The sequence below is a fragment of the Pseudomonas sp. Irchel s3a18 genome (assembly GCF_900187535.1).
Classification (GTDB): domain Bacteria; phylum Pseudomonadota; class Gammaproteobacteria; order Pseudomonadales; family Pseudomonadaceae; genus Aquipseudomonas.
The window spans coordinates 324,905-347,069 of the sequence record NZ_FYDV01000003.1 but is presented as its reverse complement, the minus strand read 5'-3'; the positions used below and the strand labels follow the sequence as shown (position 1 = coordinate 347,069).

General features: G+C 61.2%; 20 protein-coding genes. 17 read left to right on the top strand and 3 right to left on the bottom strand.

The features are described 5' to 3' along the window. Nucleotides 1–72 precede the first annotated feature (72 nt). From CKW29_RS06665 to nuoN, 17 genes are all read left to right on the top strand, one after another. Nucleotides 73–1,239 (top strand): cupin domain-containing protein, encoded by a 1,167-nt coding sequence (locus CKW29_RS06665; protein ID WP_095143207.1) that lies wholly within the window; start codon nucleotides 73–75, stop codon nucleotides 1,237–1,239. Then, the gene (locus CKW29_RS06660) at nucleotides 1,232–1,654 is read left to right on the top strand and encodes a GNAT family N-acetyltransferase (RefSeq protein ID WP_095079285.1); all 423 of its coding nucleotides are present in this window, start codon (nucleotides 1,232–1,234) and stop codon (nucleotides 1,652–1,654) included. The genes CKW29_RS06665 and CKW29_RS06660 overlap by 8 nt, the downstream gene beginning before the upstream one ends. A gap of 244 nt (nucleotides 1,655–1,898) precedes the next feature. Continuing rightward, nucleotides 1,899–2,636 carry a secretin N-terminal domain-containing protein gene (locus CKW29_RS06655; RefSeq protein ID WP_095143206.1) on the top strand — a complete coding sequence of 246 codons (738 nt, stop codon included), beginning with the start codon at nucleotides 1,899–1,901 and terminating at the stop codon, nucleotides 2,634–2,636. A 500-nt stretch (nucleotides 2,637–3,136) separates the two neighbouring features. Further along, nucleotides 3,137–4,462: an isocitrate lyase gene (gene aceA / locus CKW29_RS06650; protein ID WP_007970439.1), complete on the top strand. Its 1,326-nt coding sequence runs from the start codon at nucleotides 3,137–3,139 to the stop codon at nucleotides 4,460–4,462. A gap of 649 nt (nucleotides 4,463–5,111) precedes the next feature. After that, entirely contained in the window at nucleotides 5,112–5,525 is a 414-nt protein-coding gene (locus CKW29_RS06645; RefSeq protein WP_007905050.1) for an NADH-quinone oxidoreductase subunit A, read from the top strand. 10 nt (nucleotides 5,526–5,535) lie between these two features. After that, complete coding sequence (locus CKW29_RS06640) at nucleotides 5,536–6,210, top strand: NADH-quinone oxidoreductase subunit B family protein (protein WP_095079281.1); 675 nt, start codon at nucleotides 5,536–5,538, stop codon at nucleotides 6,208–6,210. A gap of 72 nt (nucleotides 6,211–6,282) precedes the next feature. Further along, nucleotides 6,283–8,067: an NADH-quinone oxidoreductase subunit C/D gene (nuoC, locus tag CKW29_RS06635; protein WP_095148131.1), complete on the top strand. Its 1,785-nt coding sequence runs from the start codon at nucleotides 6,283–6,285 to the stop codon at nucleotides 8,065–8,067. Between the two features lie 2 nt (nucleotides 8,068–8,069). Continuing rightward, a complete protein-coding gene (gene nuoE / locus CKW29_RS06630; protein WP_007970445.1) occupies nucleotides 8,070–8,567 on the top strand; it encodes an NADH-quinone oxidoreductase subunit NuoE in 498 nt (165 codons plus the stop codon). Next, on the top strand, nucleotides 8,564–9,919 hold the full coding sequence (gene nuoF, locus CKW29_RS06625; RefSeq protein ID WP_095143203.1) for an NADH-quinone oxidoreductase subunit NuoF: 1,356 nt from the start codon (nucleotides 8,564–8,566) through the stop codon (nucleotides 9,917–9,919). The genes nuoE and nuoF overlap by 4 nt, the downstream gene beginning before the upstream one ends. 136 nt (nucleotides 9,920–10,055) lie before the next feature. Further along, entirely contained in the window at nucleotides 10,056–12,770 is a 2,715-nt protein-coding gene (gene nuoG / locus CKW29_RS06620) for an NADH-quinone oxidoreductase subunit NuoG (RefSeq protein WP_095143202.1), read from the top strand. After that, nucleotides 12,767–13,774 (top strand): NADH-quinone oxidoreductase subunit NuoH, encoded by a 1,008-nt coding sequence (gene nuoH / locus CKW29_RS06615; protein ID WP_095079277.1) that lies wholly within the window; start codon nucleotides 12,767–12,769, stop codon nucleotides 13,772–13,774. The genes nuoG and nuoH overlap by 4 nt, the downstream gene beginning before the upstream one ends. A gap of 12 nt (nucleotides 13,775–13,786) precedes the next feature. Next, nucleotides 13,787–14,332 carry an NADH-quinone oxidoreductase subunit NuoI gene (gene nuoI / locus CKW29_RS06610; protein WP_218192018.1) on the top strand — a complete coding sequence of 182 codons (546 nt, stop codon included), beginning with the start codon at nucleotides 13,787–13,789 and terminating at the stop codon, nucleotides 14,330–14,332. A 9-nt stretch (nucleotides 14,333–14,341) separates the two neighbouring features. Further along, on the top strand, nucleotides 14,342–14,842 hold the full coding sequence (gene nuoJ / locus CKW29_RS06605; RefSeq protein WP_095143200.1) for an NADH-quinone oxidoreductase subunit J: 501 nt from the start codon (nucleotides 14,342–14,344) through the stop codon (nucleotides 14,840–14,842). Nucleotides 14,843–14,845: 3 nt separating this feature from the next. Further along, complete coding sequence (gene nuoK, locus CKW29_RS06600; RefSeq protein WP_003180046.1) at nucleotides 14,846–15,154, top strand: NADH-quinone oxidoreductase subunit NuoK; 309 nt, start codon at nucleotides 14,846–14,848, stop codon at nucleotides 15,152–15,154. After that, complete coding sequence (gene nuoL, locus CKW29_RS06595) at nucleotides 15,151–17,004, top strand: NADH-quinone oxidoreductase subunit L (protein WP_095143199.1); 1,854 nt, start codon at nucleotides 15,151–15,153, stop codon at nucleotides 17,002–17,004. Before nuoK ends, nuoL begins: the two co-directional genes overlap by 4 nt. A gap of 40 nt (nucleotides 17,005–17,044) precedes the next feature. Then, entirely contained in the window at nucleotides 17,045–18,577 is a 1,533-nt protein-coding gene (gene nuoM, locus CKW29_RS06590) for an NADH-quinone oxidoreductase subunit M (protein ID WP_095143198.1), read from the top strand. A 7-nt stretch (nucleotides 18,578–18,584) separates the two neighbouring features. Continuing rightward, nucleotides 18,585–20,048: an NADH-quinone oxidoreductase subunit NuoN gene (nuoN, locus tag CKW29_RS06585; RefSeq protein ID WP_095143197.1), complete on the top strand. Its 1,464-nt coding sequence runs from the start codon at nucleotides 18,585–18,587 to the stop codon at nucleotides 20,046–20,048. Between the two features lie 78 nt (nucleotides 20,049–20,126). Here nuoN and CKW29_RS06580 read toward each other — a convergent pair whose 3' ends face one another. From CKW29_RS06580 to CKW29_RS06570, 3 genes are read right to left on the bottom strand one after another with little or no spacing between them, the layout of a single operon-like run. Next, nucleotides 20,127–20,564, bottom strand: coding sequence for a thioesterase family protein (locus CKW29_RS06580; protein ID WP_095079271.1), 438 nt, complete (start codon nucleotides 20,562–20,564; stop codon nucleotides 20,127–20,129). Nucleotides 20,565–20,612: 48 nt separating this feature from the next. Continuing rightward, on the bottom strand, nucleotides 20,613–21,446 hold the full coding sequence (locus tag CKW29_RS06575; protein ID WP_095148130.1) for an alpha/beta fold hydrolase: 834 nt from the start codon (nucleotides 21,444–21,446) through the stop codon (nucleotides 20,613–20,615). A 29-nt stretch (nucleotides 21,447–21,475) separates the two neighbouring features. Further along, a complete protein-coding gene (locus tag CKW29_RS06570) occupies nucleotides 21,476–22,015 on the bottom strand; it encodes a TetR/AcrR family transcriptional regulator (RefSeq protein ID WP_095143195.1) in 540 nt (179 codons plus the stop codon). Nucleotides 22,016–22,165: the final 150 nt, after the last annotated feature.

Below are 22,165 nucleotides of genomic sequence, written 5' to 3'. Positions count from 1 at the left end.
CTCTTGAGACGCCCGGCAGCGCCGGGCGTTTTTATTCCCGTATGAAAAGTGCTTTTTTTCAATAGGTTACACATGAATCCTGACATTCCTCTTCAACTTCTGGGCGGCATCACGGCACGGGAATTCCTGCGCGACTACTGGCAGAAAAAACCCCTGCTGATCCGCCAGGCGATCCCTGACTTCGAAAGCCCGATCGACGCCGACGAACTGGCCGGCCTGGCGCTGGAAGAAGAAGTCGAATCGCGCCTGGTCATCGAACACGGCGAGCGCCCGTGGGAATTGCGCCGCGGCCCGTTCGCCGAAGACGAATTCAGCAAGCTGCCAGAGCGCGAGTGGACCCTGCTGGTACAGGCAGTGGATCAGTTCGTGCCGGAAGTCAGCGAGTTGCTGGAGCACTTCCGCTTCCTGCCGAGCTGGCGCATCGATGACGTGATGATCAGCTTCGCCGCGCCAGGTGGCAGCGTCGGCCCGCACTTCGACAACTACGACGTGTTCCTGCTGCAAGGCCATGGCAAGCGCAACTGGAAAATCGGCCAGATGTGCGATTCCGAGAGCCCGCTGCTGCAACACGCCGACCTGCGCATCCTCGCCGAATTCGAAGAAACCGCGGAATGGGTACTGGAACCGGGTGACATGCTGTACCTGCCGCCGCGCCTGGCCCACTGCGGCGTGGCGGTCGACGACTGCATGACCTACTCGGTCGGCTTCCGCGCCCCGAGCGCAGCCGAAGTGCTGACCCACTTCACCGACTTCCTCAGCCAGTTCCTGCCTGACGAAGAGCGCTACACCGACGCCGACGCACAGCCAGCCGTCGACCCGCACCAGATCCAGCACGACGCCCTCGACCGCCTGAAAAGCCTGCTGGCCGAGCACATGAGCGACGAACGCCTGCTGCTGACCTGGTTCGGCCAGTTCATGACCGAGCCGCGCTACCCCGAACTGGTGGTTGGCCCGGAACTGGAAGAAGACGACCTGCTGAGCAGCCTGGAACAAGGCGCCGTGCTGATCCGCAACCCGAGCGCGCGCCTGGCGTGGTCGGAAGTGGACGACGACCTGCTGCTGTTCGCCAGCGGCCAGAGCCGTTACTTGCCGGGCAAACTGCGTGAACTGCTGAAAATGATCTGCGCCGCCGATGCCCTGCATATCGACAACCTCGGCCAGTGGCTGAGCGACGAAGACGGCCGCAGCCTGCTGTGTGAACTGGTCAAGCAAGGAAGCCTGGGGTTTGCCGATGAATAAGATTCACGTAAGTGTCGCAGACTGGCAAAAGGATAACGCCGAGATCCGGCGCATTCGTGAAGCGGTGTTCATCGCCGAGCAATCGGTTCCGCCTGAACTGGAGTGGGATGCCGACGACGCAAGCGCCGTGCATTTCCTCGCCCTTGAAGGTGACTTCCCCATTGGTACCGCCCGCCTGCTGCCCGATGGCCACATCGGCCGGGTATCGGTACTCAAGGACTGGCGCGGCCTGAAAGTCGGCGACGCCTTGATGCAAGCGGTGATCGGTGAAGCCGAGAAACGCGGGCTCAAGCAGCAGATGCTCAGCGCCCAGGTGCAGGCCACGGCGTTCTATGAGCGCCTGGGCTTTCGCATCGTCAGCGAGGAATTCCTGGAAGCAGGGATTCCCCACGTAGACATGGTGCGCGGTGCCTGATCCACACCTGTAGGAGCGAGCCCGCTCGCGATGGACGTGAACGATGACGCGTACTGCCTGGCAAAACGCATCGCCTTCAAATCCATCGCGAGCACGCTCGCTCCTACACTGATCTCAGGCACACACTCAAAAACGCCCCGCCATCTTCGGATGCCGGGGCGTTTTGCTGTCTACGATTCAACTTGCCCCACCGCAGGCCGACAAACTGGCACTATCAAGCTACTTGAACGCGGAGATAACGGACATGTCCCTACGCACCCTGCTCACCACGCTGCTGCTGACCTGCAGCTTTTCGGCCATGGCCGCGACCGAGGTGGTGCCGCTCAACCATCGCACCAGCGCAGACCTGCTGCCGGTTGCGCAGAACTTCATCGGCAAGGACGGCACCGTCAGCGCCTACGGCAATCAACTGATCGTCAACGCCGAACCCGGCAAGATCGACGGGCTCAAGGCCCTGCTAGCGCAACTGGACACCGCCCCCAAGCGCCTGCTGATTACCGTCGACAGCAGCGAAAACAACCAGCAAGACAGCGGCGACCCGCAAACCCAGATCATCAGCTACAGCACCGCCAGCCGCGAGGGCGGCATCCAGCAGATTCAGGCCAGCGAAGGCGTTCCCGCGCTGATCCAGACCGGCCAGAGCGTGCCGCTCACCAGCACCCGGACCGACACCGACGGCCGCCTGCTCAGCCAGACCGAATACCGCAACGTCACCCAGGGTTTCTACGTCACCGCCAGTGTCACCGGCGAAACCGTACACCTGGCCATCAGCACCAACCGTGACCACATGAGCCAGGAACGCCCCGATGTAGTGAACGTGCAAAGTACCGACACCAGCGTCAGCGGCCGCCTGGGCGAATGGATCACCCTGGCCGGCATCAACCGCCAGAATCAGGCCGGCAAACAAGGCATGACCCGCCACTACGGGACTCAAGGCCGGGATGACATGACCTTGCGGGTGAAAGTCGACACCTTGGACTGAGACACCGGAAACTGACTGATTAGTCGTATTAGACCAAAGATGTAGTGCCTGAAAAAAAGCACTACAAAACGTTTGACGAGGCAAAAAAGCGAAGGCATGATGGCCTCGCTCCCGCTAATCAGGGGCCCTGGCAAGGGCCTTCGGATCGCCGCTCTCACCTTACCGACCTGAGCCGATTCGTGTCTGTACCGCCCACAAGGTGTGTTTGACGAGGTTGCGACTGGAACGAAGTTGTCCCGAGGGACGGAAGCGTAATAGGTAGCCCGGCACCACACTGATGATCGTATGAAGGCCCACGACGCCCAAATGCGCCCGACAGCTCGCCCTTACCTGCTCAGCCTCCTCCTCGAGCACCGTTCATCCCGTCGCCTCCTGCGCCAAACCGACTTGAGTCCTCAAGCCTCTGGTCAGCGAGCAGCCATCTACGCCCCACTTTGAATGTGCGTACGTGGCGGAACAGGAATTTTCCACCCAAGACCTATGCGACGAGGTTTATCTCCATGGCACTGACACGCGAACAGCAAATTGCAGCCCTTGAAAAAGACTGGGCTGAAAACCCGCGCTGGAAAGGCGTGACACGCACTTACTCCGCTGCTGACGTCGTCCGTCTGCGTGGCTCGGTTCAACCTGAGCACACCTTTGCAAAAATGGGCGCTGAAAAGCTGTGGAACCTGGTCACCCAGGGTGCCAAGCCAGCCTTCCGTCCTGAGAAAGATTTCGTCAACTGCATGGGCGCCCTGACTGGCGGCCAGGCCGTACAACAGGTCAAGGCCGGTATCCAGGCCATCTACCTGTCGGGCTGGCAGGTTGCTGCAGACAACAACTCTGCAGAATCGATGTACCCGGACCAGTCCCTGTACCCGGTTGACTCGGTTCCGACCGTGGTCAAGCGCATCAACAACTCGTTCCGTCGCGCCGACCAGATCCAGTGGAAAGCCGGCAAGAACCCGGGCGACGCGGGCTACATCGACTACTTCGCGCCAATCGTTGCCGACGCCGAAGCCGGTTTCGGCGGCGTTCTGAACGCCTACGAGCTGATGAAGAGCATGATCGAGGCAGGCGCCGCCGGCGTTCACTTCGAAGACCAGCTCGCATCCGTGAAGAAATGCGGCCACATGGGCGGCAAGGTACTGGTTCCAACCCAGGAAGCCGTACAGAAGCTGACCGCTGCCCGTCTGGCGGCTGACGTTGCCGGCACGCCGACCATCATCCTGGCACGTACCGACGCTAACGCGGCTGACCTGCTGACTTCCGACTGCGACCCGTACGACCAGCCGTTCGTGACTGGCGAGCGCACCCAGGAAGGTTTCTACAAAGTACGCGCTGGCCTGGACCAGGCGATCGCTCGCGGCCTGGCCTACGCACCGTATGCCGACCTGATCTGGTGCGAAACCGCCAAGCCGGACCTGGACGAGGCTCGTCGCTTCGCTGAAGCGATCAAGAAGGAATACCCGGACCAACTGCTGTCGTACAACTGCTCGCCTTCCTTCAACTGGAAGAAAAACCTGGACGACGCGACCATCGCCAAGTTCCAGCGCGAACTGTCCGCCATGGGCTACAAGCACCAGTTCATCACCCTGGCCGGCATTCACAACATGTGGCACAGCATGTTCAACCTGGCGCACGACTACGCCCGCAACGACATGACCGCCTACGTGAAGCTGCAGGAGCAGGAATTCGCTGACGCGGCCAAGGGTTACACCTTCGTGGCTCACCAGCAGGAAGTGGGCACCGGCTACTTCGACGACATGACCACCGTGATCCAGGGTGGCTCGTCCTCGGTTACCGCACTGACCGGTTCGACCGAAGAAGAACAGTTCCACTGATCGGCTTCTGAGTAAACGGCCGTTGCGGACCGAGTAGAAAGCTAACCGCAGCGCTGCACATCTGACGCCCCGACTGGTTCGGGGCGTTTTTTTTGCGCGTGATTTCTCAGTAACACAGCCCCCCTGTAGGAGCGAGCGTGCTCGAAGGACTCCAACGATAACGCGCCCTGTCTGAACGACCGCGTTTTCCGGACGTTTTTTCGCGAGCACGCTCGCTCCTACAGGGGACGGTGGCGCATGCAGTAAATCATTGATCCAGAGCGCCATCGCCACCCGAAAAATCAGCTAAAACACACGCCGTCGCTACTTACAGTTACGCGCATGTAAGACAACTTCCCGGCTCTTACCTCGTTTAACAGTTTAAAAACCGACACAAACAATATTGATTATCATTTAGCCGTGACGATGTTCGTTACATTCCCTACAAAACAATATTGATGAAAACCCGGCTAATGCCCGCAACGCAAGGGCTGCGGGGGTTTTGAGCAGTGCTATGTCCTTATTCTTATAAATAATTTCGCCACAGAAAATTTACTTGCCCGGTGTTTAGCCATAAAATCAGCGGGATTGATTGCGCTGCGACATATCGTCACTGCTTTATTTCTATATCAAGCTCAGAGACCTTTGCTCTCTGTTAAGGATTACCAGCATGCCCGAAGCGACAGGACTCATGGCCCACAACTGGGGCTTTGCCATTTTCCTTCTGGGTGTCGGCGGCCTTTGTGCCTTCATGCTCGGCGTCTCCAGCCTCCTCGGGTCAAAAGCCTGGGGCCGCAGCAAAAACGAACCGTTCGAGTCCGGCATGCTACCTACAGGTGGCGCCCGCTTGCGGCTCTCAGCCAAATTCTATCTGGTCGCGATGCTGTTCGTGATCTTCGATATCGAAGCCCTCTTTCTCTTTGCATGGTCTGTGTCCGTCCGCGAAAGCGGCTGGACCGGATTCGTCGAAGCTCTCGTTTTCATAGCAATTCTGTTGGCAGGCCTTGTCTACCTATTCCGAGTGGGCGCCCTTGACTGGGCTCCGGAAGCTCGTCGTAAGCGGCAAGCGAAGCTGAAACAATGAGGCTTTGGCAATGCAATACAATCTCACCAGGATCGACCCGGATGCTCCTAACGAGCAGTACCCGATCGGCGAACGGGAAACCGTTTCCGATCCGTTAGAAGATCAAGTCCACAAAAACATCTTCATGGGCAAGCTCGAAGACGTGCTGAACGGTACGATCAACTGGGGGCGTAAGAACTCCCTGTGGCCGTACAACTTCGGTCTTTCGTGCTGCTACGTGGAAATGACCACCGCCTTCACGGCGCCCCACGACATCGCACGCTTCGGCGCCGAGGTTATCCGGGCATCGCCGCGTCAGGCGGATTTCATGGTTATCGCCGGTACCTGCTTCATCAAGATGGCGCCGATCATTCAGCGTCTCTACGAGCAAATGCTCGAGCCTAAATGGGTCATCTCCATGGGTTCGTGCGCCAACTCCGGTGGCATGTACGACATCTACTCCGTCGTTCAAGGGGTGGACAAGTTCCTGCCCGTGGACGTCTACGTGCCTGGCTGCCCGCCCCGCCCTGAAGCTTTTCTGCAAGGCTTGATGCTCTTGCAGGAGTCGATTGGCCAGGAGCGTCGCCCACTTTCCTGGGTCGTTGGTGATCAAGGCGTGTATCGCGCCGAGATGCCTTCGCAAAAGGATGCGCGCCGCGAACAGCGTATTCAGGTCACCAACCTGCGCAGCCCCGACGAAGTCTGATCCAGATCTGTTCTTACCAAGAAACGAGAAGCTGGCTTCATTCTTTACGTTGACCGAAAGCGATAAATAACCATGACTACAGGCAGTGCTCTGTACATCCCGCCTTACAAGGCAGACGACCAGGATGTGGTCGTCGAACTGAACAACCGTTTTGGCCCAGAGGCGTTCACCGCCCAGCCTACTCGCACCGGCATGCCGGTGCTTTGGGTTGCCCGCGCCAAACTCGTCGAAGTCCTGACCTTCCTGCGCAGCCTGCCCAAGCCGTACGTCATGCTCTATGACCTGCATGGCGTGGACGAGCGCCTGCGCACCAAGCGTCAAGGGCTGCCGAACGGCGTCGACTTCACCGTGTTCTACCACTTGATGTCGATCGAACGTAATAGTGACGTCATGATCAAGGTCGCCTTGTCCGAGAGCGACCTCAGCGTGCCGACCGTCACCGGTATCTGGCCGAACGCCAACTGGTACGAGCGTGAAGTGTGGGACATGTACGGCATCGACTTTGCCGGCCACCCGCACCTGAGTCGCATCATGATGCCGCCGACCTGGGAAGGTCACCCGCTGCGCAAGGACTTCCCGGCCCGCGCCACCGAGTTCGACCCGTTCAGCCTGACCCTGGCCAAGCAACAGCTCGAGGAAGAAGCCGCGCGCTTCAAGCCTGAAGACTGGGGCATGAAGCGTTCCGGCGCGAACGAGGACTACATGTTCCTCAACCTGGGTCCGAACCACCCTTCGGCCCACGGTGCGTTCCGCATCATTCTGCAGCTGGACGGTGAAGAGATCGTCGATTGCGTACCGGACGTCGGTTACCACCACCGTGGTGCCGAGAAGATGGCCGAGCGTCAGTCCTGGCACAGCTTCATTCCGTACACCGACCGTATCGACTACCTCGGCGGCGTGATGAACAACCTGCCGTACGTGCTCTCGGTCGAGAAGCTGGCGGGGATCAAGGTGCCCGAGAAGGTCGACGTCATCCGCATCATGATGGCCGAGTTCTTCCGGATCACCAGCCACCTGCTGTTCCTGGGTACCTATATCCAGGACGTCGGCGCCATGACCCCGGTGTTCTTCACCTTCACCGACCGCCAGAAGGCGTACACGGTGATCGAAGCCATTACCGGCTTCCGCCTGCACCCGGCCTGGTACCGCATCGGTGGCGTCGCCCACGACCTGCCGCGCGGCTGGGAAAAACTGGTCAAGGATTTCGTCGAGTGGATGCCAAAGCGTCTGGACGAATACCAGAAAGCCGCCCTGGACAACAGTATCCTGCGTGGCCGCACCATCGGCGTCGCGGCCTACAACACCAAGGAAGCCCTGGAATGGGGCGTCACCGGTTCCGGCCTGCGGTCGACCGGTTGCGACTTCGACCTGCGTAAGGCTCGCCCGTACTCCGGTTACGAGAACTTCGAGTTCGAAGTGCCGCTGGCCGCCAATGGCGATGCCTACGACCGCTGCATCGTGCGCGTCGAAGAAATGCGCCAGAGCCTCAAGATCATCGAACAATGCATGCGCAACATGCCGGAAGGCCCGTACAAGGCGGATCACCCGCTGACCACGCCGCCGCCCAAAGAGCGCACGCTGCAGCACATCGAGACCCTGATCACGCACTTCCTGCAAGTTTCGTGGGGCCCGGTCATGCCGGCCAACGAATCCTTCCAGATGATCGAAGCAACCAAGGGCATCAACAGTTATTACCTGACGAGCGATGGCGGCACCATGAGCTACCGCACCCGGATTCGCACCCCAAGCTTCCCGCACCTGCAGCAGATCCCTTCGGTGATCCAAGGCAGCATGGTCGCGGACTTGATCGCGTACCTGGGTAGTATCGATTTCGTTATGGCCGACGTGGACCGCTAAGCATGAACAGCACGCTTATCCAGACAGACCGTTTCGCCCTGAGCGAAACCGAGCGCTCGGCCATCGAGCACGAGTTGCATCACTACGAAGACCCGCGCGCGGCGTCGATCGAAGCCCTGAAGATCGTCCAGAAGGAACGTGGCTGGGTGCCGGACGGCGCCCTGTACGCCATTGGCGAGATCCTCGGCATCCCGGCCAGCGACGTTGAAGGCGTGGCGACGTTCTACAGCCAGATTTTCCGCCAGCCGGTTGGCCGCCACATCATTCGCGTCTGCGACAGCATGGTCTGCTACATCGGTGGCCACGAGTCCGTGGTCAGCGAAATCCAGAGCAAGCTGGGCATCGGCCTGGGCCAGACCACCGCCGACGGCCGCTTCACCCTGCTGCCGGTCTGCTGCCTGGGCAACTGCGACAAGGCCCCGGCACTGATGATCGACGACGACACCTTCGGTGACGTACAGCCAGCTGGCGTTGCCAAGCTGTTGGAGGGCTACGTATGACCCTGACTTCCTTCGGCCCGGCCAACCGCATCAAGCGCTCGCCAGAGACCCATCCCCTGACCTGGCGCCTGCGTGACGACGGCGAGGCGGTGTGGCTCGACGAGTACCAGGCCAAGAACGGTTACGCGGCAGCACGCAAGGCCTTCGCCGACATGGCCCAGGACGACATCGTCCAGACCGTGAAAGACGCCGGCTTGAAAGGTCGCGGCGGTGCTGGCTTTCCCACGGGCGTCAAGTGGGGCCTGATGCCCAAAGACGAATCCATCAACATCCGCTACCTGCTGTGCAACGCGGACGAGATGGAGCCCAACACCTGGAAAGACCGCATGCTGATGGAGCAACTGCCCCATCTGCTGATCGAAGGCATGCTGATCAGTGCCCGCGCACTGAAAACCTACCGTGGCTATATCTTCCTGCGTGGCGAATACACCACCGCCGCCAAGCACCTCAACCGTGCCGTGGAAGAAGCCAAGGCAGCGGGCCTGCTGGGTAAAAACATCCTGGGCTCGGGTTTTGATTTCGAGCTGTTCGTCCACACCGGCGCCGGGCGTTACATCTGCGGTGAAGAAACCGCACTGATCAACTCCCTCGAAGGCCGCCGCGCCAACCCGCGCTCCAAGCCGCCCTTCCCTGCCGCCGTGGGCGTGTGGGGCAAGCCGACGTGCGTGAACAACGTCGAGACCCTGTGCAACGTGCCGGCGATCATCGGCGACGGCGTGGACTGGTACAAATCGTTGGCCCGCGAAGGCAGTGACGACATGGGCACCAAGCTCATGGGCTTCTCCGGCAAGGTCAAGAACCCGGGCCTGTGGGAACTGCCATTCGGCGTCACCGGCCGTGAGCTGTTCGAAGACTACGCTGGCGGTATGCGCGACGGCTTCAAGCTCAAGTGCTGGCAGCCAGGCGGCGCCGGTACCGGCTTCCTGTTGCCGGAACACCTGGACGCACAAATGTACGCCGGCGGCATCGCCAAAGTAGGCACCCGCATGGGTACCGGCCTGGCCATGGCGGTGGACGACAGCGTCAACATGGTGTCCCTGCTGCGCAACATGGAGCAGTTCTTCGCACGCGAATCCTGTGGTTTCTGCACCCCGTGCCGCGATGGTTTGCCATGGAGCGTCAAGCTCCTGATGGCCATCGAGAACGGCGAAGGTCAGCCCGGCGACATCGAGACCCTGCTGGGTCTGGTCGGCTTCCTCGGCCCAGGCAAGACCTTCTGTGCTCACGCACCGGGTGCCGTGGAGCCATTGGGCAGCGCAATCAAATACTTCCGCCCAGAGTTCGAAGCCGGCATCGCGCCTACCAGCGCTGCCGTCCCGCCTCTGGCAAGGCCGATCGTAGTCGGCGCGTAACGCTTAAAAAGGCGAAGGGTCCGTGCCCTTCGCTTTCTCGTGTGATGACGCCGCAAGCGGCTGTTTTGATTCACGCGAATAACAAGATTCCATTAGCCACGCCCGCTGACACCGGGCCAACGAAGAACTTTGAACCATGGCCACTATCCACGTAGACGGCAAAGAGCTCGAAGTCGATGGGGCAGACAACCTGTTACAGGCATGTCTGTCGCTAGGCCTCGATATTCCTTATTTCTGCTGGCACCCCGCCCTCGGCAGCGTTGGCGCTTGCCGCCAGTGCGCAGTCAAGCAGTACACCGACGAGAACGACAAGCGTGGTCGTATCGTCATGTCCTGCATGACGCCTGCCACCGATGGCAGCTGGATCTCCATCGACGACGAAGAAGCAAAAGTGTTTCGCGCCAGCGTCGTTGAATGGCTGATGACCAACCACCCTCACGACTGCCCGGTCTGTGAAGAAGGCGGTCACTGCCACCTGCAAGACATGACGGTAATGACCGGCCACAACGAGCGCCGTTACCGCTTCACCAAGCGTACTCACCAGAACCAGCAACTGGGCCCGTTCATTTCCCACGAGATGAACCGCTGCATCGCCTGCTATCGCTGCGTACGCTTCTATAAGGACTACGCCGGCGGCACCGACCTCGGCGTATTCGGCGCACACGACAACGTGTACTTCGGGCGCGTTGAAGACGGCACCCTGGAAAGCGAGTTCTCCGGCAACCTCACCGAGGTCTGCCCGACCGGCGTGTTCACCGACAAGACTCACTCCGAGCGCTACAACCGCAAGTGGGACATGCAGTTCTCGCCGAGCATCTGCCATGGCTGCTCCAGCGGTTGCAACATTTCCCCGGGCGAGCGTTACGGCGAACTGCGTCGCATCGAAAACCGTTTCAACGGTTCGGTGAACCAGTACTTCCTGTGCGACCGTGGCCGTTTCGGCTATGGCTACGTCAACCGCGAAGACCGCCCGCGTCAGCCATTGCTGGCGGGCGGTGCCAAGCTGAGCCTGGACGAAGCGCTGGATAAAGCCGCTGACCTGCTGCGCGGTCGCAACATCGTCGGTATCGGTTCTCCACGCGCCAGCCTCGAAAGCAACCACGCGCTGCGCGAACTGGTCGGCGCCGAGCACTTCTACTCCGGTATCGAAGCGGCCGAACTGGAACGCATTCGCCTGGTCATGCAGGTGTTGAAAGACAGCCCGCTGCCGATCCCGAACATGCGCGACATCGAAGACCACGACGCCGTGTTCGTCCTCGGTGAAGACCTGACCCAGACCGCTGCACGTATGGCCCTGGCCCTGCGTCAATCGGTCAAAGGCAAGGCCGAAGACATGGCCGACGCCATGCGCGTTCAGCCTTGGCTCGACGCCGCCGTGAAGAACATCGGCCAACACGCGCTGAACCCGCTGTTTATCGCCAGCCTGGCTGAAACCAAGCTCGATGACGTTGCCGAAGAATGCGTTCACGCCGCTCCCGACGACCTGGCTCGCATCGGTTTCGCCGTGGCTCACGCCCTTGATGCCAGTGCTCCAGCCGTTGAAGGCCTGGACGCTGAAGCCCTCGAGCTGGCCAAGCGCATTGCCGACGCTCTGCTGGCGGCCAAGCGCCCATTGATCATCGCCGGTACCTCCCTGGGTTCCAAAGCGCTGATCGAGGCTGCTGCTAACATTGCCAAGGCCCTGAAGCTGCGCGAGAAGAACGGTTCCATCAGCCTGATCGTGCCAGAGGCCAACAGCCTCGGCCTGGCCATGCTCGGTGGTGAATCGGTCGACGCTGCGCTGCAAGCGGTGATCGATGGCAAGGCCGACGCCATCGTCGTGCTGGAAAACGATCTGTACACCCGTACCGACAAGGCCAAGGTCGATGCTGCCCTGACCGCCGCCAAAGTGCTGATCGTCGCCGACCATCAGAAGACCGCCACCAGCGATCGCGCGCACCTGGTGCTGCCAGCCGCCAGCTTCGCTGAAGGCGACGGTACCCTGGTCAGCCAGGAAGGTCGCGCCCAGCGCTTCTTCCAGGTCTTCGATCCGAAGTACATGGACGCGAGCATCCTGGTTCACGAAGGCTGGCGCTGGCTGCATGCCCTGCGCGCCACCTTGCTGAACCAGCCGATTGACTGGACCCAACTGGACCACGTCACCGCCGCCGTCGCTTCCAGCACCTCGATTCTGAACCGCATTGTCGATGCCGCACCGTCCGCCGCGTTCCGCATCAAGGGCCTGAAACTGGCCCGCGAACCGCTGCGCTACTCCGGTCGTACCGCCATGCGTGCAGACATCAGCGTGCACGAGCCGCGTACCCCGCAGGACAAAGACACCGCGTTCGCCTTCTCCATGGAAGGTTACTCGGGCTCCGTCGAACCGCGCCAACAGGTGCCGTTCGCCTGGTCGCCGGGCTGGAACTCGCCACAAGCCTGGAACAAGTTCCAGGACGAAGTCGGTGGTCACATCCGCGCTGGCGACCCGGGCACTCGCCTGATCGAAAGCACCGGTGATTCGCTGAACTGGTTCGCCAACGTTCCGCGTGCGTTCAACCCGGCCCAGGGCACCTGGCAGGTCGTGCCGTTCTTCCACCTGTTCGGCAGCGAAGAGAACTCTTCCAAAGCCGCACCGGTCCAGGAGCGCATCCCGGCCGCCTACGTCGCACTGGCCAAGTCCGAAGCTGACCGCCTGGGCGTCAACGACGGTGCCATGCTGAGCCTGAACGTGGCCGGCCAGACCCTGCGTCTGCCACTGCGCATCAACGAAGAGCTGGGCGCTGGTCTGGTGGCATTGCCTGCGGGCATCGCCGGCATTCCGCCCGCGATCTTTGGCAAATCCGTTGACGGTCTGCAGGAGGCAGCTCAATGACCTGGTTCACGCCTGAAGTGATTGACGTGATCATCGCGGTGCTCAAGGCCATCGTGATTCTGCTCGCCGTGGTGGTCTGCGGTGCGCTGCTGAGCTGGGTCGAGCGTCGTCTGCTCGCCCTCTGGCAGGACCGTTACGGTCCGAACCGGGTAGGCCCGTTCGGCGCGTTCCAGATCGCCGCCGACATGATCAAGATGTTCTTCAAGGAAGACTGGACTCCGCCGTTCGCCGACAAAGTGATCTTCACGTTGGCGCCGGTCGTGGCCATGAGCGCCTTGCTGATGGCCTTCGCGATCATCCCGATCACCCCGACCTGGGGTGTGGCGGATATCAACATCGGCATCCTGTTCTTCTTCGCCATGGCCGGTCTATCGGTCTACGCGGTGCTGTTCGCCGGCTGGTCGAGTAACAACAAGTTCGCCCTGCTGGGCAGCTTGCGGGCCTCGGCACAAACCGTGTCGTACGAAGTGTTCATGGGCCTGTCGCTGATGGGCATCGTGATCCAGGTTGGCTCGTTCAACATGCGCGACATCGTCGAATACCAGGCGCAGAACCTGTGGTTCGTCATTCCGCAGATCTTCGGTTTCCTGACCTTCTTCATTGCCGGCGTCGCCGTGACTCACCGTCACCCGTTCGACCAGCCGGAAGCGGAGCAGGAACTGGCCGACGGTTACCACATTGAATATGCCGGCATGAAATGGGGCATGTTCTTTGTCGGCGAGTACATCGGCATCGTGTTGATTTCGGCGCTGCTGGTGACGTTGTTCTTCGGTGGCTGGCACGGTCCGTTCGGCATTCTGCCGCAGATCCCGTTCATCTGGTTCGCTCTGAAAACCGCGTTTTTCATCATGTTCTTCATCCTGCTGCGCGCCTCGATTCCGCGCCCACGGTATGACCAAGTGATGGATTTCAGCTGGAAGTTCTGCCTGCCGCTGACCCTCATCAACATGCTGGTGACCGCTGCGATCGTGTTGCTCAACACGCCCGCCGTCGCGGCTCAGTGAGGATAGAGAATCATGAAGTATATTTTTGACATCGTGCATGGCTTCTTCACCCAGCTTCGCAGCCTGGTGATGATCTTCGGCCATGCCTTCCGCAAGCGCGACACGCTGCAGTACCCGGAAGAAGCCGTGTACCTGCCGCCGCGCTTTCGTGGCCGTATCGTCCTGACCCGCGACCCCGACGGTGAAGAGCGTTGTGTAGCCTGCAACCTGTGCGCCGTGGCGTGCCCGGTAGGCTGCATCTCGCTGCAGAAAGCTGAAACCGAAGACGGTCGCTGGTACCCGGAGTTCTTCCGTATCAACTTCTCGCGCTGCATCTTTTGCGGCCTCTGCGAGGAAGCCTGCCCGACCACCGCGATCCAGCTGACACCGGATTTCGAAATGGCCGAGTTCAAACGTCAGGACCTGGTTTACGAGAAAGAAGATCTGCTGATCTCCGGCCCCGGCAAAAACCCTGATTACAACTTCTATCGTGTTGCAGGTATGGCCATTGCCGGTAAGCCGAAAGGCGCCGCGCAGAATGAAGCCGAACCGATCAACGTGAAGAGCTTGCTGCCTTAAGGAAGAAAGATGGAATTCGCTTTCTATTTCGCATCGGGTATCGCGGTGGTGTCCACGCTTCGCGTGATCACCAACACCAACCCTGTGCACGCCCTGCTCTACCTGATCATTTCGCTGATTGCCGTGGCGATGACCTTTTTCAGCCTCGGTGCACCATTTGCCGGTGTCCTGGAAGTGATCGCCTACGCCGGCGCCATCATGGTGCTGTTCGTGTTCGTGGTGATGATGCTGAACCTGGGGCCTGCCTCGGCCCAGCAAGAGCGCGTCTGGCTCAAGCCCGGTATCTGGCTTGGCCCGGTCGTGCTCGCGGCACTGCTGCTGGCTGAACTGCTGTATGTGCTGTTCAGCCACTCCAGCGGCACCGCCATCGGTCTTACCACCGTAGACGCCAAGGCCGTGGGCATCAGCCTGTTCGGTCCTTACCTGCTGGTGGTCGAACTCGCCTCGATGCTGCTGCTCGCCGCAGCCGTCACGGCGTTCCATTTGGGCCGCACTGAGGCGAAGGAGTAACTCATGCCTGCTATCCCTCTCGAGCATGGTCTTGCCGTTGCCGGCATCCTGTTCTGCCTCGGCCTGGTCGGGCTGATGGTCCGCCGCAACATTCTTTTCGTGTTGATGAGCCTGGAAGTGATGATGAACGCCTCTGCACTGGCGTTCATCGTTGCCGGTGCACGTTGGGCTCAACCGGATGGACAGATCATGTTCATCCTGGTGATCAGCCTGGCAGCCGCCGAGGCCAGTATTGGCCTGGCGATCCTGCTGCAACTGTATCGCCGCTTCCACACGCTCGATATCGACGCTGCCAGTGAGATGCGCGGATGAACCTACTCTTCCTGACTTTCGTATTCCCTCTGATCGGGTTCGTGCTGCTGTCGTTCTCGCGCGGTCGCCTCTCGGAAAACCTCGCGGCGCTGATCGGCGTCGGCTCCATCGGTCTCTCGGCAATCGTCGCGACCTATGTGATCTGGCAGTTCAACGTTGCACCGCCTGAAGGCGGCCACTACACCCAGGTGTTGTGGCAGTGGATGGCGGTAGGCGAGTTCAAGCCAAACTTCGCCCTGTACCTGGATGGCCTGTCGGTCACCATGCTGGGTGTGGTTGTCGGCGTGGGCTTCCTGATCCACCTGTTCGCGTCCTGGTACATGCGCGGTGAAGACGGCTACTCGCGTTTCTTCGCCTACACCAACCTGTTTATCGCCAGCATGCTGTTCCTGGTCCTGGGCGATAACCTGTTGTTCCTGTACTTCGGCTGGGAAGGCGTGGGCCTGTGCTCGTACCTGTTGATCGGTTTCTACTACAGCAACCGCAACAACGGTAACGCCGCACTCAAGGCCTTCATCGTCACCCGTATCGGCGACGTGTTCATGGCCATCGGCCTGTTCATCCTGTTTGCCCAACTGGGCACGCTGAACATCCAGGAACTGCTGGTGCTGGCACCACAGAAATTCCAGGCAGGCGACTTCTGGATGGTCCTGGCGACCCTGATGTTGCTGGGCGGCGCTGTCGGTAAATCCGCGCAACTGCCACTGCAAACCTGGTTGGCGGATGCGATGGCCGGCCCTACCCCGGTTTCGGCACTGATCCACGCCGCAACCATGGTGACCGCCGGTGTCTACCTGATCGCCCGTACCCACGGCCTGTTCGCCCTGGCGCCGGACATCCTGCAACTGGTGGGCCTGGTTGGCGGTGTGACCCTGGTGCTGGCCGGTTTCGCAGCCCTGGTACAAACCGACATCAAGCGTATCCTCGCCTACTCGACCATGAGCCAGATCGGCTACATGTTCCTGGCCCTGGGCGTTGGTGCCTGGGATGGCGCGATCTTCCACCTGATGACCCACGCCTTCTTCAAGGCCCTGCTGTTCCTTGCGTCCGGTTCGGTGATCGTTGCCTGCCACCACGAGCAGAACATCTTCAAGATGGGCGGCCTGTGGAAGAAACTGCCACTGGCCTACGCCAGCTTCATCGTTGGCGGCGCGGCCCTGGCGGCCCTGCCACTGGTGACCGCCGGTTTCTACTCCAAGGACGAAATCCTCTGGGAAGCCTTCGCCAGCGGTAACCACGGTCTGCTGTACGCCGGCCTGGTGGGTGCCTTCATGACGTCGCTGTACACCTTCCGCCTGATCTTCATCGCGTTCCACGGTGAAGCGAAGACCGAAGCCCATGCCGGCCACGGCGTTGCCCACTGGCTGCCACTGTCGGTACTGATCGTACTGTCGACCGCCATTGGCGCGATGATCGTGCCGCCACTGCACGGCGTACTGCCACAAAGCGTCGGCCACGCTGGCGGCGATGCCAAGCACAGCCTGGAAATCGCCTCGGGTGCCATCGCCCTGTCCGGTATCCTGCTGGCTGCCCTGCTGTTCCTGGGCAAGCGCCGCTTCGTGACCGCCATTGCCAACAGCGGCATCGGTCGTCTGCTCAGCGCCTGGTGGTTCGCCGCCTGGGGCTTCGACTGGATCTACGACAAACTGTTCGTCAAACCGTACCTGGCAATCGTCCACTTGTTGCGCAACGACCCGTGCGACCAAACCATCGGTTTGATCCCGCGTCTGGCCAAAGGGGGACACAACTCCCTCAGCCGTACCGAAACAGGTCAATTGCGTTGGTATGCCGCCTCGATGGCTGCTGGTGCCGTGCTGGTTATCGGCGCTGTCGTGCTGGTAGCGGTCTGACTATGAACCTTGCGAACTTGCGAAAGGAAACGAGCCCGTCATGATTCTGCCTTGGCTAATCCTGATTCCCTTCATCGGCGGCCTGCTGTGCTGGATGGGTGAGCGCTTCGGCGCCACCCTCCCCCGCTGGATTGCGCTGATCACCATGTCCCTGCTGCTCTCCCTCGGCCTCTGGCTGTGGGCCAACGGTGACTATTCATTTGCCCCGGCGCCTGGCGCCGATCCGACCTGGGCGCTTGAGTTCAAGCACGTCTGGATCGAGCGCTTCGGCATCAACGTGCACCTGGCCCTCGACGGCCTGTCGCTGCTGATGATCCTGCTCACCGGCTTGCTGGGTGTGCTCTCGGTACTGTGTTCGTGGAAAGAGATCCAGCGTCATGTGGGCTTCTTCCACCTGAACCTGATGTGGATCCTGGGCGGTGTCGTCGGCGTGTTCCTGGCCCTCGACCTGTTCATGTTCTTCTTCTTCTGGGAAATGATGCTGGTGCCGATGTATTTCCTCATCGCGCTCTGGGGTCACAGTTCCTCGGACGGCAAGAAGACCCGGATCTACGCGGCCACCAAGTTCTTCATCTTCACTCAGGCTTCCGGCCTGATCATGCTGGTGGCGATCCTGGGCCTGGTACTGGTCAACTACAACAGCACGGGCGTGATCACGTTCAACTACGCCGACCTGTTGAAAACCAAGATGTCGATGACCACCGAGTACATCCTGATGCTCGGTTTCTTCATCGCCTTCGCGGTCAAGCTGCCGGTGGTGCCGTTCCACTCCTGGCTGCCGGATGCCCACGCACAGGCGCCGACCGCCGGTTCCGTCGACCTGGCCGGTATTCTGCTCAAGACCGCTGCCTATGGTCTGCTGCGCTTCGCCCTGCCGCTGTTCCCGAATGCATCGGCCGAGTTCGCGCCGGTGGCCATGGCCCTGGGCCTGGTCGGGATCTTCTACGGTGCGTTCCTCGCGTTTGCCCAGACCGACATCAAGCGCCTGATCGCGTTCTCCAGCGTTTCCCACATGGGCTTCGTGCTGATCGGCATCTACTCCGGCAGCCAGCAAGCCCTGCAGGGCGCGGTGATCCAGATGCTGGCCCACGGCCTGTCGGCGGCGGCACTCTTTATCCTCAGCGGCCAGCTCTACGAGCGCACCCACACCCGCGACATGCGTGAAATGGGTGGCCTGTGGTCGAAGATCGCGTACCTGCCCGCCATCAGCCTGTTCTTCGCAGCCGCCTCCCTGGGTCTGCCGGGCACCGGTAACTTCGTCGGTGAATTCCTGATCCTGATCGGCACCTTCGCCAGCGCACCATGGATCACCGCGATTGCCACCTCGGGCCTGGTGTTCGGTTCGGTCTACTCGCTGATCATGATTCACCGTGCCTACTTCGGCCCGTCCAAGTCGGACGCGGTGCTGCACGGCATGGATGCTCGCGAACTGATCATGGTGCTCGGCCTTGCGGGCCTGCTGATTTACCTCGGCGTCTACCCGCAACCGTTCCTCGATACCTCTGCTGCCACCATGAGTGGCGTGCAGCAATGGCTCGGCACCGCCTTCACTCAACTCGCTTCGGCCCGGTAAGAGCGCTATGGAATTCACGATTCAACACTTTATCGCGCTAGCGCCGTTGTTGATCACCAGCGCCACGATCATCGTGGTGATGCTGGCTATCGCATGGCGCCGCAACCACTCACAGACCTTCCTGTTGTCGGTGGCGGGTCTTAACCTGGCGTTGTTGTCGATCCTGCCAGCCTTGAAAGTCGCGCCCCTGGTCGTGACCCCACTGCTGCAAATCGACAGCTTTGCCTGCCTGTACATGGCGCTGATCCTGGTCGCCACCCTCGCCTGCGTCACCCTCGCCCACGCCTACCTCGGCGATGGCGGCACCGGTTACCCGGGCAACCGTGAAGAGCTGTACCTGCTGATCCTGATGGCTGCCGCTGGTGGCCTGGTCCTGGTCAGCGCGCAGCACCTGGCCGGCTTGTTCATCGGCCTGGAACTGCTCTCGGTACCGGTCTACGGTCTGGTGGCCTATGCCTTCTTCAACAAACGCTCCCTGGAAGCCGGCATCAAGTACATGGTGCTGTCGGCGGCCGGTTCCGCGTTCCTGTTGTTCGGCATGGCCCTGCTCTACGCCGAAGCCGGCACCCTGAGCTTCAGCGGCATCGGCATGGCGCTGGAAGCCACCGGCCTGCCTAGCCCGCTGGCCCAACTGGGCCTGGGCATGATGTTGATCGGCCTGGCCTTCAAGCTGTCGCTGGTACCCTTCCACCTCTGGACCCCGGACGTGTACGAAGGTGCTCCGGCACCGGTGGCCGCGTTCCTGGCCACCGCTTCCAAAGTCGCCGTGTTCGCGGTGATGGTGCGCCTGTTCCAGATGTCGCCAGTGGCCAACAGCGGTGTGTTGAGCACCGTGCTGACCGTGATCGCGATTGCCTCGATCCTGTTCGGTAACCTGCTGGCGCTGACCCAGAGCAACCTCAAGCGTCTGTTGGGTTACTCCTCCATTGCCCACTTCGGCTACCTGCTGATCGCCCTGGTGGCGAGCAAGGGCCTGGCACTGGAAGCCATCGGCGTGTACCTGGTCACCTACGTGATCACCAGCCTCGGCGCCTTCGGCGTGATCACCCTGATGTCCTCGCCGTACAAAGGCCGTGACGCAGACGCCCTGTACGAGTACCGCGGCCTGTTCTGGCGTCGTCCGTACCTGACCGCCGTACTGACCGTGATGATGCTGTCCCTGGCCGGTATCCCGCTGACCGCGGGCTTCATCGGCAAGTTCTACATCATCGCTACGGGTGTCGAATCGCACCAGTGGTGGCTGGTCGGCTCGCTGGTACTGGGTAGCGCCATTGGCGTCTTCTACTACCTGCGCGTGATGGTCACCCTGTTCCTGATCGAACCCAACCTGCGTCGCGTCGACGCTCAGCTGCACTGGGAGCAAAAGGCAGGTGGCGTCATGCTGCTGGCCATCGCCGTCCTGGCGTTCTTCCTGGGCGTCTACCCGCAACCGTTGCTGAATCTGGTTCAGCAAACCGGCCTGGTGGGCTGATCGCTCCAGCGACAGGCAGCACCAACAGAAACGGCACCCTCGGGTGCCGTTTTTGCATTCAGGGGATTTGCCTTGAGGTCAGGCGATGGCGTGCAACGCCGGGCCATAACCCTCGATGAACTCGGCCGGCATGCGCTTGGGCTTGCCGCTGGACAGTTCGATACAGACAAAGGTGGTCTGGGCCCGCAGCAGCGTGGCGTTGTCACGGGGACGGATCAGCTGGAAATGGCGCGTCATTTTCAGGCGCTGATCCCAGTCGACGATCCAGGTCGCCAACTGCAACTCATCACCCTCATAGGCCGCCGCCAGGTAATCGATCTCGTGGCGCACCACGGCCATCGCACGGTCCAGCCGCCGATACTCGACGAGGTCCAGCCCAAGGCGCTGTGAGTGGCGCCAGGCGCATCGCTCCAGCCAGGTGACATACACCGCGTTGTTGGCATGCCCCAGCCCGTCGATGTCCTCAGCGGCCACCTCAAGGTCAATGATAAACGGCGTTGCCCGATCCCAGCCCATGCCTCACTCCCGGTCAGATTATTCGACCGGGAGGAGTGTAACGGATGATCAGGCCGATTGGCGCGCCTGCAAGCTACGACCGGAGAGCAGCGACAACACGCCCTCGATCAATCGAGGATCGGCCAGCACCCGCTGATGCCCACCCTCCTCCAGGCGCAGCAGGCGACTGTCGAACCAGGCGTCGTGAATCAGCTGCGACTCGTTGACCGGGACAAAGGTGTCGTCCTCGGCATGCACGATCAGCCCGGGCATATCCAACTGGTAGTGCGCGACGTCCAGCCGCGAGGCCTGGATACCGACATCCTGTTCGACCTGGCGGATAAACGCCGAACGCGCCCTGGGCGGCAAACCAACGTATCGCGCGAAACCGCGCAACACGGCGAGGATCCGCGCCGGCGCGGCGATACTGACCAGGGTCTCGGTGCGCAGGCCCAACTGCACCGCGAGCATGGCGCTGGCCCCGCCCATGGAGTGGCCGATAACCGCCTGCAAGGGAGGCAACTCGGCCGCCGCTTCCAGCATGGCCCGGGCGAACAGCACGACGTTGGCCTCACGCCCTGGCGAACGACCGTGGGCCGGACCGTCCAGCGCGACGACGGTGTAGCCGCTGTCCACCAACGCGCTGATCAGGCTGGCAAACTGGGTGGGCCGTCCTTCCCAGCCATGCATCAGCAGCACCGTCGGCCCCTGCCCCCAGCGCAAGGCCGAGAGGCCGAAGCGCAGGGTGATCCGCTCGGCCTTCTCCAGCAGCGGCATTTCCCAGTCCCGGGGAGGCAGCTCACGGGGCGTCATGAACGCCTGGCGCATCCTGCTCGCGACCCGCTGTGGTGCGATCCAGCCCAAGGTGCCATTAACGCCACGAACCCAACTTAACGTGCTCATCGCTCATCTCCAAAGGCTTGTGCTTCAGGTCATCGCACCGCCGACTTGGCGGCACGCAGCAATCGATCAGACAACTCTCCGCCACCCAGCGCCCGCGCCAGCGCCAGGCCACCCACCATCAACGCCAGGTCAGCCAGCACCTTGTCGATGTCTTCCGGGCTGCTGGCCAACTGCGCGACCATCAGCTCGACGTGCTCATTGAGCGCCACGCGAAAATCATCTGGCAGGCGCCCCATCTCTCCGATCGACGCCGGAATCGGGCAGGCGTGCTCGGTGGAATCACGGTGTTTACGCGACAGGTAAAACGCAGCGACCAACGCCCGGCGCTCCTCCCCCGTCAACTCGGCGTCCATCTCGGCGATCAACGCCCGACGCTGGCCGAGCAACTGGGTGAAGGCCTCCAGCATCATCGCGTCCTTGCTGTCGAAGTGCGCATAGAAGCCACCCACCGTCAGGCCGGCCGCCCCCATCACTTCGCCCACGCTTGGCTCGGCCGGACCCCGCTGGATCAGCGCGGAACTAGCGGCCTGGAGAATGCGTTCACGGGTTTGAGCTTTTTTGTCGTTCATCGTTGCCTCCGAATATTACGATAGAAATATTATTCTCATAATAAATTTACGCAAGTCGTTGATGTGACCGTTGGTCAGAAGGACTGTCAGGAAGAATAGGGGGAAGGGGGAATTGGCCAAACGCCAGACAAACAAAAGGGCCATTCAATA

What these genes read in the sequence shown, in the direction of transcription:
- nuoE (WP_007970445.1), top strand. Translation starts at nt 8,070, where the DNA reads ATGAACAGCACGCTTATCCAGACAGACCGTTTCGCCCTGAGCGAAACC.
- nuoC (WP_095148131.1), top strand. Translation starts at nt 6,283, where the DNA reads ATGACTACAGGCAGTGCTCTGTACATCCCGCCTTACAAGGCAGACGAC.
- nuoG (WP_095143202.1), top strand. Translation starts at nt 10,056, where the DNA reads ATGGCCACTATCCACGTAGACGGCAAAGAGCTCGAAGTCGATGGGGCA.
- nuoI (WP_218192018.1), top strand. Translation starts at nt 13,787, where the DNA reads ATGAAGTATATTTTTGACATCGTGCATGGCTTCTTCACCCAGCTTCGC.
- CKW29_RS06580 (WP_095079271.1), bottom strand. Translation starts at nt 20,564, where the DNA reads ATGGGCTGGGATCGGGCAACGCCGTTTATCATTGACCTTGAGGTGGCC.
- CKW29_RS06640 (WP_095079281.1), top strand. Translation starts at nt 5,536, where the DNA reads ATGCAATACAATCTCACCAGGATCGACCCGGATGCTCCTAACGAGCAG.
- nuoL (WP_095143199.1), top strand. Translation starts at nt 15,151, where the DNA reads ATGAACCTACTCTTCCTGACTTTCGTATTCCCTCTGATCGGGTTCGTG.
- aceA (WP_007970439.1), top strand. Translation starts at nt 3,137, where the DNA reads ATGGCACTGACACGCGAACAGCAAATTGCAGCCCTTGAAAAAGACTGG.
- CKW29_RS06655 (WP_095143206.1), top strand. Translation starts at nt 1,899, where the DNA reads ATGTCCCTACGCACCCTGCTCACCACGCTGCTGCTGACCTGCAGCTTT.
- nuoJ (WP_095143200.1), top strand. Translation starts at nt 14,342, where the DNA reads ATGGAATTCGCTTTCTATTTCGCATCGGGTATCGCGGTGGTGTCCACG.
- CKW29_RS06645 (WP_007905050.1), top strand. Translation starts at nt 5,112, where the DNA reads ATGCCCGAAGCGACAGGACTCATGGCCCACAACTGGGGCTTTGCCATT.
- CKW29_RS06665 (WP_095143207.1), top strand. Translation starts at nt 73, where the DNA reads ATGAATCCTGACATTCCTCTTCAACTTCTGGGCGGCATCACGGCACGG.
- nuoM (WP_095143198.1), top strand. Translation starts at nt 17,045, where the DNA reads ATGATTCTGCCTTGGCTAATCCTGATTCCCTTCATCGGCGGCCTGCTG.
- CKW29_RS06570 (WP_095143195.1), bottom strand. Translation starts at nt 22,015, where the DNA reads ATGAACGACAAAAAAGCTCAAACCCGTGAACGCATTCTCCAGGCCGCT.
- nuoH (WP_095079277.1), top strand. Translation starts at nt 12,767, where the DNA reads ATGACCTGGTTCACGCCTGAAGTGATTGACGTGATCATCGCGGTGCTC.
- CKW29_RS06660 (WP_095079285.1), top strand. Translation starts at nt 1,232, where the DNA reads ATGAATAAGATTCACGTAAGTGTCGCAGACTGGCAAAAGGATAACGCC.
- nuoF (WP_095143203.1), top strand. Translation starts at nt 8,564, where the DNA reads ATGACCCTGACTTCCTTCGGCCCGGCCAACCGCATCAAGCGCTCGCCA.
- nuoN (WP_095143197.1), top strand. Translation starts at nt 18,585, where the DNA reads ATGGAATTCACGATTCAACACTTTATCGCGCTAGCGCCGTTGTTGATC.
- nuoK (WP_003180046.1), top strand. Translation starts at nt 14,846, where the DNA reads ATGCCTGCTATCCCTCTCGAGCATGGTCTTGCCGTTGCCGGCATCCTG.
- CKW29_RS06575 (WP_095148130.1), bottom strand. Translation starts at nt 21,446, where the DNA reads ATGAGCACGTTAAGTTGGGTTCGTGGCGTTAATGGCACCTTGGGCTGG.